This is a genomic window from Rhodanobacteraceae bacterium, from assembly GCA_024234055.1.
In the GTDB taxonomy this organism is placed as follows: Bacteria; Pseudomonadota; Gammaproteobacteria; order Xanthomonadales; family SZUA-5; genus JADKFD01.
The window spans coordinates 101693-117190 of sequence record JACKOW010000009.1 but is presented as its reverse complement, the minus strand read 5'-3'; the positions used below and the strand labels follow the sequence as shown (position 1 = coordinate 117190).

Below are 15498 nucleotides of genomic sequence, written 5' to 3'. Positions count from 1 at the left end.
GAGCGTCCTATTCGAAGCCATTGGCAAAAATCGACGCGTAGTCATCGTCGAAGCCGTCGTTGTCGAGGTCGCGCGACTCGTAGGCGCCGGCGTCGCAGCCGTCGTCGAGGTTCGCGATATCGGGATCGTCCCAGGGGCGGGAGTAGCCGCGGGCATCGGCGGTGACGCCCGAGGCGCTGCAGCTGCCGGCATCGTGGGCCGGGCTGCCGATGGCCACCGGGTGGGTGGGCAGGCAGGAGCCGTCGGGGAGCGTCGTGCTGCAGCCGTATTCGCCCAGCGGCAGCAGCGACGGGCCGGCGGCGGTCTGGTCGCCGGTGCCGTCGAAGACGCAGTCAGGGCTGGCCTCGGCGATGGTGTTGTAGCCCAGCGTGCCGAGGTACGTCGCGTTGGCTGCCTGGCAGGGCGAGTCAGTGCTGTTGGTACCCACCGTGGCGGTATTCCCCTCGATGACGGAACTCGAGATGGTGATGTGGTCGGCGACGTAGAGGCCACCGCCGCGGAGCGTCCCGAAGCTGCTGCCGTTGCCGGCAACGACGCGATTCCCGGCGATCGTGGTGTGGCGAATCGGTATGGGATCCTCGGACGTATCGACGTAAAGGCCAGCGCCGTCGGCCCCACCGCCGAGTCCGGAGAGACTGTTGCCGCCTTGCGCCACGTTGCTGCTGAGGGTGCTGTCGAGCAGCTCGATCACGTAGCCAAAAAGGGCTCCCGCCTGGGCCCGGCCACCCGCCAGGGTTCCGCCTTGCCCGCCCTCGGCCCGGTTGCCGACGAAGCTGACACGCTGGAAGACAGTTCCTCCGTTGGAACCATCGGTGTAGGCGCCGCCGCCAAAGGCAGAGCCACCCCTTGTGCCGCCGTCGCCTCCACGCGCGAGGTTGTCGGCAAAGCGGACCTCTCGCAAGGTCGCGCCTCGGCTGTCGGCGTAGAGCGCGCCGCCGTAGGCGTCTGAGCCAGGTCCTGTCTCGTCGGCCCCTCGGGCCTGGTTGGACTGAAAGACCACACGCTCGAGCGTGGGCGCTCCACTGATCCACCGAACCGCCCCACCTCTGGCACGGCCAGCGATGGCCAACGCGGCATTGCCGATGAAGCGGCTGTCGAGCAGCTCAACCAGCGCCTCGTCGGCATACAGGGCGCCGCCACTGGTGTTGCCGGAGCCGGCGGCGAGGTTGTCCTGGAACAGCGCGCCGCTGAAGCGCATGGATGCAGGCGTCGCTGCCGCGACCGCGCCGCCATCCGCGGGTAGCGTCACGGAACGGGCCGTGTTGCCGACAAAGCCGCTGTCGACGCCCAGCAGGACGCCGTTGCCGGACAGCAGCACCGCGCCGCCCTGATCGGCGCAGCCATTGGCCAGCGTCAGCCCGGACAGGGTCAGCTCGCCGCCCGCCACAACCTGGAGCAGCCGGAACTCGTTGGGGCCGTCGGCCACCTCGCAGTCGAAGGCCGGATTACGCTCGATCCGCACACCAGAGTTGCCGGGAGTGATCGTGATCTCGCTGCTGACGTCGGGCAGGCCGGCATGGGCGCCGGCCAGCAGGGAAGAGCGCACCGTGTCGGCGGCAGTGAGGACGGTGTCGTTGTAGAGTACGATCGTGTCGGCCCCGGCGGAGACATCGACGCATCCGCCGATCGTGACCTGATCGAGATTGGACGCTTCGATGGCATCGCCCAAGGTTCAGGTCACGCCATCGACATGGTGCACATCGGGACGGGCGAGTTCGAAGGCGCCGACGTCGCAGGCAGCGGCACCACTTTCGTCACCGTCCTGCGGCCGCGCCTCGCCGCGCTGGTCGACATCAATCGCGGTGACGCCGTCGATGAGCGTGCAATCGAGCACGGCATCGATGGCTACGCTGGTTGCCGTGCCCTGGAAGGCATGTGTCTGCGTGGGGCCGCCGTTGTCCGCGAGCGGCGCCAGCGCCAGGGCGCCGGGACTTACCTGAGTGAAGTCGGGATCGATGGCCGCGCAGGAGCCGTCGCTGTCCAGGTTCTGCCCGATGGCGTTGAAAACGGCCAGGTTGACGCAGTCGCCGCCGGCACCGTTCCCGGCGACGATCGAGTTCTTGATCGTGAGACTGCTGGCATTGCCGATGCCGCCGCCACCGAGGGCGCCGGTCACCGAGTTGCCGACGATGGTGGCGTTCTCGATGGTCATGACGCCGGCGTTGCCGATGCCGCCACCGCCCTGGCCGGTCGAGCTGTTGCCCGAGACCGTGCTGTTGCGCAGGGTCAGAGTGTCGAAGTTACCGATGCCGCCGCCGCCCTGACCGCCCGAGCTGTTGCCGGAGATCGTGCTGCCGACAATGGTCATCTGCGGCGATGTGTTGCCGATGGCGCCGGCACCGCCGCCGCCATGGTTGTTGCGGAAACTGCTGTCGACGATGGTCACGGCACCCGAGGTGCCGTCGATGTCGAGGCCGCCGCTCTTGTCGAAGGCCTGGTTGCCTTCGACCGTGACCCGCTCCAACGTCAGCGTCGTGCCACGGAAACTGATGGCCCCGCCGTCGTTGGCCTGCGTGCCTGTGCCATCGGCACAGCCGCCGCGCAAACTGAGATCGCGCAGGGTCAGTTCGGCTGGCTGGTTCGCCTGCAGCAGGCGGAAATCGGCGGGCGCCCGGTTGCCATCGAGCACGCAGCCGAGGGTGGAGCTGCGCTCCAGGGTGGCGCCGCGGCCGTCGATCAGCAGCGTTGAGTCGATCAGCGGCAGCGCGTTGTGGTCGAGCACCGCGTCTGCGCTGAGGAAGGTGTAGTTCGAGCCAATCGCCAGCAGCACCGTGTCGGCACCGCTGCCAGCCGGACAATCGCTGTTGTCGACCTGGGCATCGGCGTTGGCATTGCGGATGGCCTCGGGTAGCGAGCACAGGCCGTCATTGGCGATATCGACCGCGCCGGGTGCGACCTCCAGCGTGGCCGCGATGGTCAGCGTCGGACCCAGGAGGGCGAGAGCGAGAGCGCAGGCGAGCAGACGGTTGGGAATTCGCATCGTGAAGTGACCTCTGGCCGGAAACATCGTCGGTTTCGAGGTCCCCGAGGCACCGGGGCACGGTGGGGACCTGATCTGCGCTGACCGGGTCCCCACGGGGAATTCCTGGTGTCAGCAAGCAGCGCATTGGCCCCTTTTCACGGGGCGTGGCCACTCGCTCATCGATTATTTGCATACCAGACAAAGGCTCAACTGGCAGATCTGCTAGTTTGGGTCCGCTGGGGCTGGAACCGCGCACTGCAGATCGCTTTGCTAAACTGGTCCTGGCAGGGCCTCCTGGAGGGGTCATGGGATACGCGCAAGCCGACCATTCACGCGACTTTTCCTGCTTGCTGCAGCGCTTGCTGGCCTCGGAGTGTGGCGAGCCGGTTCGCGCCGTGCTCATCGAGAGCGCCCGTGAGCGGGGCGTGGCTGGCGTTGCGATGTTCAGCCACGAAGAGGCCGGCGCGCTGGAAGACACGCTGCGCTTCCACTGGGCGGAAGACCTGTCCGGCGCCCTCGGGGACGTTCCGCTGCTCGCCTTCGCCGAGGAGGTGGCCAGGCGCTCGCCGCGTCGCTTGTTCAACTGGGTGATGGTGCGCGACAAGCCCTTCTGGTTGGGGCAGGTGGCGCGCTATGTGCCGTTTTCGAGGACGCTGGCGCTGCATGCAACGGCGCGGCCGGGGATGCCCAGGCTGCAGGATCTGGTCGTGGTGCCCTATCGCCACCAGGGCCATTGCCATGCCTTGTTCTTCGGTTTCCATCGCGCCCCGGACGCCAGGGTGGTCGAAGAGCTCAACACCATCGCGCTCGCCTACGTGGCGAAGTGGCTGACCGAGCTGGTAACCGGGCGTCAGCAGACCCAGGCCGCGCGGGGAACACGCTTGAATCTCAACGAGCGACAACTGGAGTGCCTGCGTTGGGTGGTGGCCGGCAAGTCATTGCACGAGGTGGCGGCGATCACCGAGATGAGCTACGCCAACGTGCGCTATCACCTTGAGAAGGCCAAACAGGAGTCTGGTTTCGGCAGCCTGCAGCAACTGACGGTGCAGGCTGCCCTGGAGTACGACTTGTCACCCCTGGGGCCACGGCACCAGGCGTGAATTTCCTCAAGGGCAGCCTCGTGCTCTGGTAGGAGCGCCCTTGCGGCGCGACCGCTATTGCGCTGGTGTCGCTGGCCGGTCGCGACGCGAGGTCGCTACAGGCGAGCTTGGGGTTCATGCAGGCTCTCCATGAACCCATATCGTAATTTCTTGACGCGTCATTGCGAGGAACGCAGTGACGAAGCAATCCAGGATATCGCTGCATGCCCCCGGATTGCTTCCCCCTGATCTGGTCCGGGGTCGCAATGACGCCGGGCGTTCATGGTCCGTGGGCAGTTTCGGGTCGAGACAGGTGGCTCTCCATGAACCCATGTCCTAAGTCGTTGTATTGCCTTATTCCGGCAAGAGCCGGCTCTTGTAGCCCGAAGTGCGCGTAGCGCCCTGCGGGAGGTGGCGCCAGAGAGCCCCGCTGAGCCGCTGCGCGGCACAACGGGCTACGCGTACCAGGCGGGTTCATGGCCAGCATGCAGTGTCGAGCCGACACAGATGGCTCGCCATGAGCACAACAGGGTGGCAGATCACCCCGGTGCAATGACTCCGCTCTCGGCCAGACGATCCAGTTCGGCCTGATCCAGTCCCAGCCGCTCGCTCAGCACGGCGCGGGTGTCGGCGCCCAGCTGCGGTGGTGCTCGGTGGTAGGCCACGGCGGTCTCGGAAAACCGGAGTGGATTGGCCACCATCGGCACCTCCACGCCGCTGCCATGCGCCAGATTGAAACGCATGCCGCGGGCCTGGACCTGCGGGTCGGCGAAAACCTGATCCAGCGTCTGCACCGGCGCGCAGGGGATGCCGAGGCTTTCGAATTCGCGCAGCCAATCCGCTGCCGGTCGCTGGCGCAGTGTCAGGCTCAGGGTGTCGATCAGCGCATCGCGATGAATCACGCGCTCGGCGTTGCTGCGGTAGCGCGGATCCTCGGCCAGCGCGGGCAGGCCGATCGCCGCGCAGAGCTTGCGGAACTGGGCGTCGTTGCCGACCGCCAACATGAAGTGGCCATCGGCGCTCGGCATCATCTGGTAGGGCACGATGTTCGGATGCGCGGTGCCATGGCGCTGCGGTAGCTCACCGCCGACCAGATAATTCATGGCCTGGTTGGCCAGCCAACCCACCTGGCTATCGAGCAGCGCCAGGTCGATCTGCTGGCCCTGGCCGGTGGCTTCGCTGTGGCGCAGCGCGGCGAGGATGCCGACGACCGCGTACATCCCGGTCATCAGATCGGATACGGCCACGCCGACCTTCTGCGGACCGCCACCCGGCGTACCGTCGGGCTCGCCGGTGATGCTCATCAAGCCGCCCTGGGCCTGGATGGCGGCGTCGTAGCCGGCACGGTCGGCATAGGGTCCGGTCTGGCCGTAGCCGGTGATCGAGCAATACACCAGCGCCGGATTCAGCTGGATCAGGCTGGCGTAATCGAGGCCGTATCGGGCCAGCGCACCGACCTTGTAGTTCTCGACCACGATCTGACTCTGCCGCGCCAGTGCCCGCACCAGGTTGGCACCGGCGGGCTGGGTGAAATCGAGGGTGACCGAGCGCTTGCCGCGATTGGCGCTGAGAAAATAGGCCGATTCGGCCGTGGCGGCGCCGTGCCCGTCGGCCAGCCACGGCGGGCCCCAGCGGCGGGTATCGTCGCCGCTACCCGGACGCTCGACCTTGATCACCTCGGCGCCAAGATCGGCCAGCAGCTGCGTGGCCCAGGGCCCCGCCAGAATGCGCGACAGATCGAGGACGCGGATCCCGGCCAGTGGCCCCATGGCCCCGGCGCTCAGGGAGCCGTGCGACGCGCCAGGCGCATGCTGTAGGCAAAACGACCAGCGGGGTGCAGGCTGAAGGTGGCGCAGACGATTCGCCCCTCCAGTGCGTGATAGGAGCGCACGACGCGCAGGGTCGGGCTTTCGGCCTCCACGCCGAGCAGACTGGCCTGCTCCGTCGGCATACCGATCGCATCAAAAGTCTGATCGACATGGCCCATGCGCCCGAAATCCAGCAGTTTCAAGGCTGAATCCACCGCGGTTTCCGGCTTCAGCAGTGCCGCCGCCGACACCCCGCGGGCGGGACGTACCAGAATCTCGGTGGTGCAGATCGGCTCTTCCATATCCACGGCAAAACGCAGGCAGAACACGCGGATGATCTCGGCGCCGGTGCGCACGCCCAGTGCCTGTGCCATTTCCAGCGGCGACGGCATGCGCTCGCTGCGCTGCAGCTCCAGCCGCGTGACCCGACCGAACTGCAGCAGATCGTCGATGCCGCTGACCTCCTGCTGGTAGCGCATTGGTGGCACCGGCGCGGTGACGTGCGTGCCGGCACCCGGACGACGCTGGATCAGGCCCAGCGAATGCAGACGCGCCAGCGCGGCGCGCACCGTGTGGCGACTGACCTGGTATTCGGCGCTGATCTCGAATTCGGTCGGAAACTGGCTGCCCGTGGCATAGGCGCCCGACTCGATCTTGGCCAGCAGATCGTTGGCGAGCGACTGGTAGCGGGGTGTGGCGCGCGGGGTCTTGGTCATCACCGCAGTATCCGGCAAACCGGGCGATTTCTCCAAAGGCCACGCCGCATGGTGGCAGTGCTCATCCGGCTCCCAAGGCATACCGCGTACGACCAAGCACAGCGGCCACCAGCAGGAGCGTCCAGATCAGCAGCACCGGCAGCTTGACCCGAGCCAGCAGACGCGCCAGCCGCGCCTGATCCTGCTCGCCGCCGGCGCCATTCGAGATCTGCGCGAACAGCGCCGAGAACGGCCGCAGCCGCCAACGGATGATCAAGCCCAGGGCGATGATCAGCGCCATGATCGCGAGTTTCGCCGACAGCCAGGGCGCGCTGCGCCACAGGGCTGCCGCCAGACCGATGCACGCGCCCACCACCACAAGGCGAATCGCCGCGTCCATGCCGGCCAGGCCAGCGTGCCAGCGGCCCCGTCGCTGCGCGTATTCGGCCCAGACCAGCAACAGCCAGACTGCAGAGCCCAGCCAGACCAGCTCTGCCCCGGCGTGCCTGTCGGGCAGAAACTGGAGACTCATCGACATCGCCAGCCCGCTCGCCAGGGTCAGCACCAGGGCCGTGCGTGGCAGCATGTCGAGCCAGCTCATGGCGTTGGCGCAGAAGCGGCGCACGCTCATCGGCTGTGCTGGATCAACCACCCTCCCGCTCAGGAAGAACACGGCCAGATCGGTACCCAGCCAGCAGCCGATGACCAGCAGATGGACAACCGCGAGCAGGGCTTCATCCATGGCCGGCGCAGGGCATCAGAAAGGCTTGGCTGTGCCGATCAGGGCGACGCTGGCAATGCCGAGCCAATAGACATAGGCCAGCCGTCGACCGAAGCGGATCGAGCGTTCGAGGCGAGCCTCGATCAGGGCATCTCCCGGCGACTGATCGAGCCGACGAAACAGCAGCGTCCATTCGCGCATGATGAGTCGCAGCTTCAGACCGATCACCAGCATCAGCGCGTAGATCAGGATCTTGGCCGGATACCAGAGCATGCCGGCCTCGCCCCTGAACGGACCGTGGCCCAGCAGCGAGGAGACCGCGCAGCCGATCAGCAAGGGAATCAGCAGGAAGCGGACCGATTCATCGATGCGGGTCAGCCGCAGGCCACGATCTGTTTCCCGATAAACAAAGGCGGCCCAGCACAGCCCCAACCAGCTCAGGGCCAGAGTCCAGATCAGCCATAACCAGGGGCCGCCAAAGGGTGACACCGTCCAGATCGCGCCCATGTGCAGCCCCAGCGGCAGCAGCAGGATGATGCCGCTGCGGGCCAGGATATCGATGCGGTAGGCGGTTTCCATGTGGCGCCGTCGTTCCGCCAGCGGCAGCTTCCGATTGACGATGTGGTAGCTGGTCTGGAACACACCCCATTCGCCACCCAGCCAATAGACCATGGCCAGGATGTGCGCCCATTTCAGCAGCGTCAGCTCGCTCAGCCCCATCTCGGCCTCCGGCCAGTCCGATCGCCAGCTGCATGCGTAACCCAGGAAGGCCCTCTCCGGTGCCGTGAAGGGACGGCGCGGTCGATCCTGAGACGCTTCATTATCCCTTTCCGCTGTCGGACTGGTCCGTTGCGGATTCGGCTTCCAGCACCTTTTGCCTGTACACCGTCCAGGTGGTGGCGTTGGGCTGCGACCATTCTCGCGGAGCCGCCAGGAATTCCGGTGCTTGCTGCTTCAGATAGTCGTGGAAGGGCTGCGGCAGTTCGTCGACCCCGCCGAGCAGTTTCTTGCCATAGCCCGAGTAGATCAGCAGACCGGCGTGATCGCCCATCTTCATCCAGGGCAACCACGGACCTTCACGAAACCAGGCGATGGATATCGGCGCCGAGCTGATCGCCTCGTCATCGAGTTCAGCCTTGCGCGCGTAGAAACCGAAATGCTCGGAGCCCACGTACACCGGCCCGGTCGAAGACTCCGGATAGAGATCAGGCTGGATCGGATTCGGATAGGCCAGCGGCACATCGAAGCCGAGAATCACGTCATCGCCCATCTGCCGCAGCGGCAGCAAGCGAGGCGGTCCATCGTCCTCCCGCGGACCACCACCCAGCTGCTGATTGACCGGATCGTTCTGCACATCAAAGACTTTCAGCGTGGCGCCGGTCCAGGGGTTGTGCCATTGCTGCAGAATCTCGCCGGTCTTCGGATCCTTGTAGACCGCATATTCGCGCGACAGCATGCGCCAGCTGCCGTCCTCCAGCTGCTCCATGCGCGCCACATTCATGCCCTCGAAGCCGAACAGCAGTTTCGGGCGCTCGTCAGGAATGGCCGCAAACACCTGCCCCGACCACCAGGTCACCACGTCCTTGCCATCCAGGCTGCCGCGCATCTTCAGGTAGGCGCGCAGATTGTCGTCGGGTTTGGACAGATCGAGCGCATCGGCGACCACCGGCATCATGAGCGACGCCAGCAACAAGGTGCTCAAGGCCACACGCAGCATGAAACAGATCTCCAGGAATGGGCTCGGGCACCGACACGCTGCCCGATGCACCACGAGCATAACCACCTTCATGAGACTGCGCGCAGACACAGAACCCGGTTTGCGGCGCGACCGGCAGCTCGCCGCTCGCCGGCACTGGCAGACGGCGCAGGCCCCCAGCAAGAGCTACAACGCGGAGAACGCAGAGGACCGCGGAGGACGCGGAGAGAAGCAAATCTCATCTGGATACGCTCTTCTCTGCGTTCTCGGCGTTCCTCTGCGTTCTTTGCGTTCAATGTCTGACCACAGCCCACCGCGGCTCCCGGTCTTGGCGGTTACACCGAAACACCGCGGTCGCGACGCGAGGTCGCTCCTACCGAGGTCGCTTGATCGCGGATGAATCCGCTCCCACAGGGCCGCGGCGCCAAGGAGCGCCCTTGCGGCGCGACCGGTAGCTCGACCCCTGCGCGCGGGCACGCGGTGCAGGCCGCCCGCCAGAGCTTCAACGCGGAGAACGCGGAGGGTCGCGGAGAACGCGGAGAGAATCAAATCTCGTCTGGATACGCTCTTCTCTGCGTTCTCGGCGTTCCTCTGCGTTCTTTGCGTTCAATGTCTGACCACAGCTCACCGCGGTTTCCGGTCTTCGCCGATACACCGAGACTCCGCGGGTCGCGACACAAGGTCGCTCCTACCATGGACCTCGCTTCTCGTAGGAGCGCCCTCGCGGCGCGAATCGGTCGATCAACGCATGTCAAGCTCAGAAGCGCGCGCCCCGGCTACAATCTGCTGCAACGCAGCACTGCACTCCGGAGCGTCCGCGCATGCATCCCCGCCTGATCCTTGCCCGGCTCAAGGACCATCCACTCCGGCAGCCGCTGAACATCGAGTTTCACGCCAGACCGCCAGTGCCGCTGGCGGGTGCGGCGCTGGTTTCGCATCTGGTGTTCAAGCATGGCGCACCCACCGAGCAGGCCGAACGTGAGAATCTGGCACGCTGGTGTCAGGGTTTGAGCTGCACGGCGGTCGACAGCTCCGATGCTCACCTGACCCTGGAGACCGCCGCTTTCCGCATGCGCTGGGAACTGCATACCGAATTCTCCAGCTACACCTTCTTCCGTTCGCTGGAGGATGGCGAGCAGCTGGCGGCGGACGCCACGGCCTTCGACGGCATTCACCTGGACTGGATGCAGGGCATACCCGGCAAGCTGATGGTGGCCACCCAGATCGAGCTGCGCGCGGTCGGGGACATCCGCCCGGAGTCGGTGCTGGCCGGCCTGTCGCCCAATGGCAAGACCATGGTGGCCTCGCGAGTCGCCGACCACGCCGCCTGGATCTTCACCGACTTCAAGATCGAGAACGGCTTCTCGCGCTTCCTGGTGCTCAACGAAGCCATGACCCAGCGCCAGGCAGGACGAACGGTGCAGCGCCTGCTGGAAATCGAAAGCTACCGGATGATGGCCTTGCTCGGTCTGCCGGTGGCCAAGGAGGTCGGGCGCTGGCTGTATTCGAGCGAGCGACAACTGGCCGATCTGATGGACCAGATCAATCGGGCGGGTTCGCCCGAAGATGAGCGTCTGGCCTTGTCGGCGCTGTCGACACTGGCCTCCGAGGTCGAGCACTCGGTGGCGCGCACCACCTTCCGTTTCGGCGCCGCCAAGGCCTATCACAGCCTGGTCATGCAACGCATCGAGGAATTGCGCGAATCACGCATTTCCGGCCTGCCCACCTTCAATGAGTTCATGCAGCGCCGCTTGTTGCCTGGCATGAACACCTGCGAAGCCATCAGTCGGCGTCAGGAAGAGCTGTCAGCGCGCGTCGCCCGCAACAGCCAGCTGCTGCGCACCCGGGTCGACATCGAACTGGAACGCCAGAATCAGGAGCTGCTGGCGCAGATGAATCAGCGCGCGCGACTGCAGTTGCGCCTGCAGGAAACGGTCGAGGGCCTGTCCGTGGTGGTGCTGACCTACTATGGCTCGCAACTGGTGGCGTATCTGGCCAAGGGCAGCAAGCACCTGCACCATCTGGACACCGACATCATCACCGCGGTGTCGATACCGCTGATCGCCGTGGTCGTGGCCTGGGCCACCTGGCGCCGACGTCGGACGATCAACGAGGAGTAGGCGCTCCGGCCGGCTGCCCGAACGCGTGCCATCCGCAGCAACGAACATGCATGATCATGTTCCCCGGCAGCCCGGACCTGCGACCGTGCATTCCTCATGACTGCGCCCGACCACACAGCGGGCGAGGCTCCGCCAGCCATCCGATTCCGGGAGGCCCTGGGTTTCTGGCTGAAACTGGGTTTCATCAGCTTCGGCGGCCCGGCAGGGCAGATCTCGATCATGCATCAGGAACTGGTGGAGAAACGCCGCTGGATTTCCGAACGCCGATTTCTGCACGCGCTGAATTACTGCATGTTGCTGCCCGGCCCGGAGGCGCAGCAACTGGCAACCTACATCGGCTGGCTGATGCACCGCAGCTGGGGCGGCATTGTCGCCGGTGCCCTGTTTGTGCTGCCCTCGCTGCTGATCCTGGTGGCGCTGGCCTGGCTGTACCTGGCGTTCGGCGAGTTGGACGTGGTGGCCGGTCTGTTCCACGGCATCAAGCCTGCGGTGGTGGCGATCGTGGCCCACGCGGCCTGGCGCATCGGCAGGCAGGCCTTGAGGAACCGCTGGCTGTGGGCGATTGCTGCGGCGGCCTTCCTGGCGATTTTTCTGGGCCATGCGCCGTTTCCGATGATCCTTGCCGGCGCGGCTTTGATCGGACTGGTCGGCGGACGGCTCGCGCCTGAGGTCTTCGCGGTGGGAGGCCCTCGGCCCGTGGCTGACGGCATCCACCCACCCTGTGTGATCGACGATCACAGCGAACTCCCGGCGCATGCGCGCTTTCGCTGGCGCCGACTGGCATGGATTCTGGCCTGCGGGCTGCTGCTGTGGGCCATCCCGATGGCCTTGCTGACCAGTGCTTTCGGCTGGGAGCACACGCTGACCCAGATGGGCTGGTTCTTCACCAAGGCCGCGCTGCTCACCTTCGGTGGTGCCTACGCGGTGCTGCCCTATGTCTATCAGGGCGCGGTGTTGCACTACGGCTGGCTCAGCCCCACGCAGATGATCGACGGCCTGGCGCTCGGTGAAAGCACGCCGGGTCCGCTGGTCATGGTGGTCGCCTTCGTTGCCTTCGTCGGTGGCCATGGGCAAGCCCTGTTCGGTCCGGAACAGCTGTTTCTCGCCGGCGCCGTGGCCGCGACCCTGGTGACTTGGTTCACCTTCCTGCCGTCCTTTCTGTTCATCCTGGCCGGCGGCCCGCTGGTGGAATCCACCCGCGGAAACCTCAAGTTCAGCGCGCCTCTGACCGCGATCACCGCCGCGGTAGTCGGCGTCATCCTCAATCTCGCCCTGTTCTTCGCCGGCCATGTGCTCTGGCCTGATGGCCGCGCGGGCACCATCGATCTGTCCGCGGCCTTGATCGCGATCGCGGCTGGGCTGGCGCTGTTTCGATTCCGTCGCGGCGTCATCGAAGTGATCGCCGCGAGCGCACTGCTGGGACTGATCCTGCGCAGCAGCGGGCTCAGCGCCTGACACTCGAGTGGGTCTTCGCCAGAGAATCCCTAGTCCGCATTTCTCACACCTGTTGCGGAGGATCGCGCAGGGCTTTGCGACTAGCGCAAGGCGCGACAACGAGGAATGGTGATTCCATTGCGAGGAGGAGCAACGCCGCGATAGTCGCAAAGAACCAGCGAGGTCCGCAAAGCGGGCAGATGCAGCCAAACACTCCGTGACTGCTGCGTGCCTCGGAATCGCCTTGTACCACTAGGGAATTGGGGGCATCTGCTCGCGCAGGTGTGAGAAATGCGGACTAGCCCCCCAGCACCCGCAACAGCAGCCAGATCGGCGCGCCCAGATAGAAGGCCAGACGGATCAGCCACTCCAGGATGTGGCGGACTCCGGCAGCGCGACCGGGTTGCCACCCTTGCGCCAAGGCGTTGCCGCATTCGGCGCCCACCCGCAGCACCGCAGCAAACAGCATCAACCCCAGCGACCAGGATGCCCACCAGATCAGCAAGCCGCTCAACCAGGCCCGCAAGCCATAGGTGTAGTACTCGCCGAAGGTGCCGCCGAAGGCGATATGCTGGTGCAGGCGAAAGGCGGGCAGCGCCGCAACCAGCGGGAACAGGCCGAACTTGGTCAACCCCTGATCCAGCCAGGGACGCAAATTGGCGGCTCGGGCGGCGGCGTAATCGGCCATGTGTCCGAAGGCCGTGTCGATCAGTGTCACCGGCGCTCCCGCCGCGGACAGCGTGCGCAGCAGTGCACGCGGATCTGCGCAGACGATGCCAACGGCCAGGCGACGGCCTGAGACCAGTTCCAGATCGAAGCCGACGCCTGGCAAAGGCAGACGCCAGAGCCGGATGGCCGCAATGCTGGCCACGGGGATTTCGATCCTTTGCCAGCGCTGTTGCAGCAACAATTGCCCGGCGCGGACTCGAGCGGTACCGCCGCAGATGCGTGCGATCACCCATGCAGCGATGGCGGGTGCCAGCACCCCGGCGACGAAGATCTGAATCTGCACCAGTGAATTCACCTGCATGCCGTCGACCTGCAGCATCCGCACACCGAGCACCAGCAGCCCCAGGCCAGATCCGAGACGCAAGCAGGCGCAGACCCGCCGCCAGAACGGCGACAGCAGGGTCAATTCGAGGGCCGATTCTGCTTGGTGCAACGGCGCTCGCGCGGGCACTCGCACACGCCGCCATGCACGCCAAAGCTGGACGCTGGCCAACGCCAACAGCAAGGCCAGCGCCGCGCGGCCTACCCAGTCGCCCCAGCGCACCATCAGCGTCATCGGCGGATTGCTCACGGGTAGCTCGCCGGCCAACACCGCTTGCTGGCCCATTTCGGTACTGACCAGCACCTCGCCACTGGGGTCGATGTAGGCGCTGAGGCCATTGCTGGTGACCCGCAATTGCGGCATTCGGGTCTCGATGCTGCGAAAACTCGCCACCTGCAGATGCAATCGGGCCCCGATGGGATGGGCACTGAACCAGGCATCGTTGGATAGGCCGATGATGGCCTGGGCGCCGAGGCGCGCGCCGTCGATGGCCAGGTCCGGGCGCACATCGTCGAGACAGATCAGCGGCAACACCTGCAACTCGCGGCCATCGGCGGCGCGCAGCGGAAACACCCGCGCCCCGGATCCGGGCTGCCAGCTGCCAGTCCACGGCAGCCAATGCCTGAGCAACGGGCCATCCAGCCATGCCGGCACATGCTCGGTCAATGGAAAGGGATGGGTCTTGCGGTAGTAACCGAGCAAGCCCCTGCCCGGCTCGACGAAGGCCGCCGCATTGTATTCACCGGCAGCGTCCAGATCATAGGTGCCGAAGACCAGCGCCACGCCAGCCGTGCTGACGAAGTCGAGGATCTCCTGATCCAGCGCCGCTCCATCCTCGCTGCGCGGGTGGCCGAAAGTGGTGGGATAGACGGTCTCCGACCACAGCAGCGCATCCACGCCATGGTGCTCGATGGCCGCGCGTGACAACCCGAAGTGGGTATCGAGCACCTGCCGGACCACCGCATAGGTCCCCAGCTCGCGCCGCAGCCCCTCGTAATCGACAATCCCCGACTGCACCATGCCGATGCGCAGTGCCGCCACCGGTTGCTCAGGCGAGGTGGATTCCAGGCTGGATAAACGCAGCCAACCATAGCCTGCCATCAACAAGGGCAGCAGCGCCGACATCGCCAGCGGCAGCCGCAGCGCCCGCAGGCCGTCACGCCTACGCTGCCAGGCCAGCGCCAGCGCCTCGTTCACCAGGATCAGCAGCAAGGTGATGCCCGCGGCACCGCCGAGATCGGCCACCTGGCGCAAGCGCACGGCCGATGCCAGGCCGTGGCCCAGCGTGTCACCCAAGAGTTTCGGGATCAGCTGCTCGCAAGCCACCCAGGCACAAGCGCCGGCCAGCGCGAACAGGATCGGCCCGTGCCACGCGCGCGCCCAATGGCGAATGAGCGCGAAGACCAGCACCTGAGGCTGCAGGATTGGCGCCAGCAGACAGAGTGCGAGCACGCCGATCGGCGATCCGCCACCGGTGTAGCTGCCGATCGCCACTCCGAACCAGGTGAACACCGCCACCGCAAAGGCCACGCTCATCAGCCAGCCACTCAACAACGCGCCCGCCATTGTGCGGGCGCTGTTGAGGCTCAGCAGCCAGGGCGCCAGCGCGACGAAGCCCAGCGGCCAGCCACCCTGCGCATACAGCCCCAGCAGCACGGCGCTGACCAGGATGCCGGCGAGCATGAGCCATCGGGGAGTAGCGGATTGCGGCATGGTCTGGCCCTTGGGATTGGAAAGTCACGCTTGAGGTAGCCCGAAGGTGCCGCGCAGCGGCTCCCCGGCATTCCTGGATGGGGCGGGTGCCGGGGAACGCGCCTGCGGCGCGCACCCTTGGCCTACCTCAACGAGCGAAAAACGTCCAGACACGTCTGGAACCGCAACAGCCTTCAACCGCCCGCTTCACGGCTCGTGGGCCGTGTGGAGCCGAAACAG

The 15498-nt window shown here is 66.1% G+C and carries 11 protein-coding genes; 3 read left to right on the top strand and 8 right to left on the bottom strand.

From position 1 onward, the window contains the following. Window positions 1–7 precede the first annotated feature (7 nt). Both H7A19_15130 and H7A19_15125 read right to left on the bottom strand, forming a co-directional pair. Window positions 8–1669 (bottom strand): hypothetical protein, encoded by a 1662-nt coding sequence (locus H7A19_15130; GenBank protein MCP5476163.1) that lies wholly within the window; start codon window positions 1667–1669, stop codon window positions 8–10. Window positions 1670–1672: 3 nt separating this feature from the next. Continuing rightward, a complete protein-coding gene (locus H7A19_15125; protein MCP5476162.1) occupies window positions 1673–3007 on the bottom strand; it encodes a hypothetical protein in 1335 nt (444 codons plus the stop codon). Window positions 3008–3267: 260 nt separating this feature from the next. Here H7A19_15125 and H7A19_15120 point away from each other — a divergent pair, with 260 nt between their 5' ends. Continuing rightward, on the top strand, window positions 3268–4062 hold the full coding sequence (locus H7A19_15120) for a hypothetical protein (protein MCP5476161.1): 795 nt from the start codon (window positions 3268–3270) through the stop codon (window positions 4060–4062). A 518-nt stretch (window positions 4063–4580) separates the two neighbouring features. Here H7A19_15120 and H7A19_15115 read toward each other — a convergent pair. The 5 genes from H7A19_15115 to H7A19_15095 all read right to left on the bottom strand — a co-directional run bounded on the left by H7A19_15115 (window position 4581) and on the right by H7A19_15095 (window position 8982). Continuing rightward, window positions 4581–5810, bottom strand: coding sequence for a CoA transferase (locus H7A19_15115; protein MCP5476160.1), 1230 nt, complete (start codon window positions 5808–5810; stop codon window positions 4581–4583). An 11-nt stretch (window positions 5811–5821) separates the two neighbouring features. Beyond that, window positions 5822–6565 (bottom strand): GntR family transcriptional regulator, encoded by a 744-nt coding sequence (locus H7A19_15110; GenBank protein MCP5476159.1) that lies wholly within the window; start codon window positions 6563–6565, stop codon window positions 5822–5824. Window positions 6566–6626: 61 nt separating this feature from the next. Continuing rightward, window positions 6627–7286 (bottom strand): hypothetical protein, encoded by a 660-nt coding sequence (locus tag H7A19_15105; GenBank protein ID MCP5476158.1) that lies wholly within the window; start codon window positions 7284–7286, stop codon window positions 6627–6629. A 15-nt stretch (window positions 7287–7301) separates the two neighbouring features. Then, window positions 7302–7985: a hypothetical protein gene (locus H7A19_15100; GenBank protein ID MCP5476157.1), complete on the bottom strand. Its 684-nt coding sequence runs from the start codon at window positions 7983–7985 to the stop codon at window positions 7302–7304. 100 nt (window positions 7986–8085) lie between these two features. Beyond that, entirely contained in the window at window positions 8086–8982 is an 897-nt protein-coding gene (locus H7A19_15095; GenBank protein ID MCP5476156.1) for a DUF1838 family protein, read from the bottom strand. An 800-nt stretch (window positions 8983–9782) separates the two neighbouring features. Between H7A19_15095 and H7A19_15090 the strand changes: the two genes are divergently transcribed. Next, window positions 9783–11081: a DUF3422 domain-containing protein gene (locus tag H7A19_15090; protein MCP5476155.1), complete on the top strand. Its 1299-nt coding sequence runs from the start codon at window positions 9783–9785 to the stop codon at window positions 11079–11081. A 96-nt stretch (window positions 11082–11177) separates the two neighbouring features. Continuing rightward, window positions 11178–12536: a chromate efflux transporter gene (gene chrA, locus H7A19_15085; protein MCP5476154.1), complete on the top strand. Its 1359-nt coding sequence runs from the start codon at window positions 11178–11180 to the stop codon at window positions 12534–12536. Between the two features lie 277 nt (window positions 12537–12813). Here chrA and lnt read toward each other — a convergent pair whose 3' ends face one another. Further along, window positions 12814–15249 carry an apolipoprotein N-acyltransferase gene (lnt, locus tag H7A19_15080; GenBank protein MCP5476153.1) on the bottom strand — a complete coding sequence of 812 codons (2436 nt, stop codon included), beginning with the start codon at window positions 15247–15249 and terminating at the stop codon, window positions 12814–12816. Window positions 15250–15498 lie beyond the last annotated feature (249 nt).

Coding starts and splice junctions, on each gene's coding strand:
- H7A19_15100 (MCP5476157.1), bottom strand. CDS start 7,985: ATGGGGCTGAGCGAGCTGACGCTGCTGAAATGGGCGCACATCCTGGCC.
- lnt (MCP5476153.1), bottom strand. CDS start 15,249: ATGCTCGCCGGCATCCTGGTCAGCGCCGTGCTGCTGGGGCTGTATGCG.
- H7A19_15105 (MCP5476158.1), bottom strand. CDS start 7,286: ATGGATGAAGCCCTGCTCGCGGTTGTCCATCTGCTGGTCATCGGCTGC.
- H7A19_15095 (MCP5476156.1), bottom strand. CDS start 8,982: ATGCTGCGTGTGGCCTTGAGCACCTTGTTGCTGGCGTCGCTCATGATG.
- H7A19_15120 (MCP5476161.1), top strand. CDS start 3,268: ATGGGATACGCGCAAGCCGACCATTCACGCGACTTTTCCTGCTTGCTG.
- H7A19_15115 (MCP5476160.1), bottom strand. CDS start 5,810: ATGGGGCCACTGGCCGGGATCCGCGTCCTCGATCTGTCGCGCATTCTG.
- chrA (MCP5476154.1), top strand. CDS start 11,178: ATGACTGCGCCCGACCACACAGCGGGCGAGGCTCCGCCAGCCATCCGA.
- H7A19_15090 (MCP5476155.1), top strand. CDS start 9,783: ATGCATCCCCGCCTGATCCTTGCCCGGCTCAAGGACCATCCACTCCGG.
- H7A19_15125 (MCP5476162.1), bottom strand. CDS start 3,007: ATGTTTCCGGCCAGAGGTCACTTCACGATGCGAATTCCCAACCGTCTG.
- H7A19_15110 (MCP5476159.1), bottom strand. CDS start 6,565: ATGACCAAGACCCCGCGCGCCACACCCCGCTACCAGTCGCTCGCCAAC.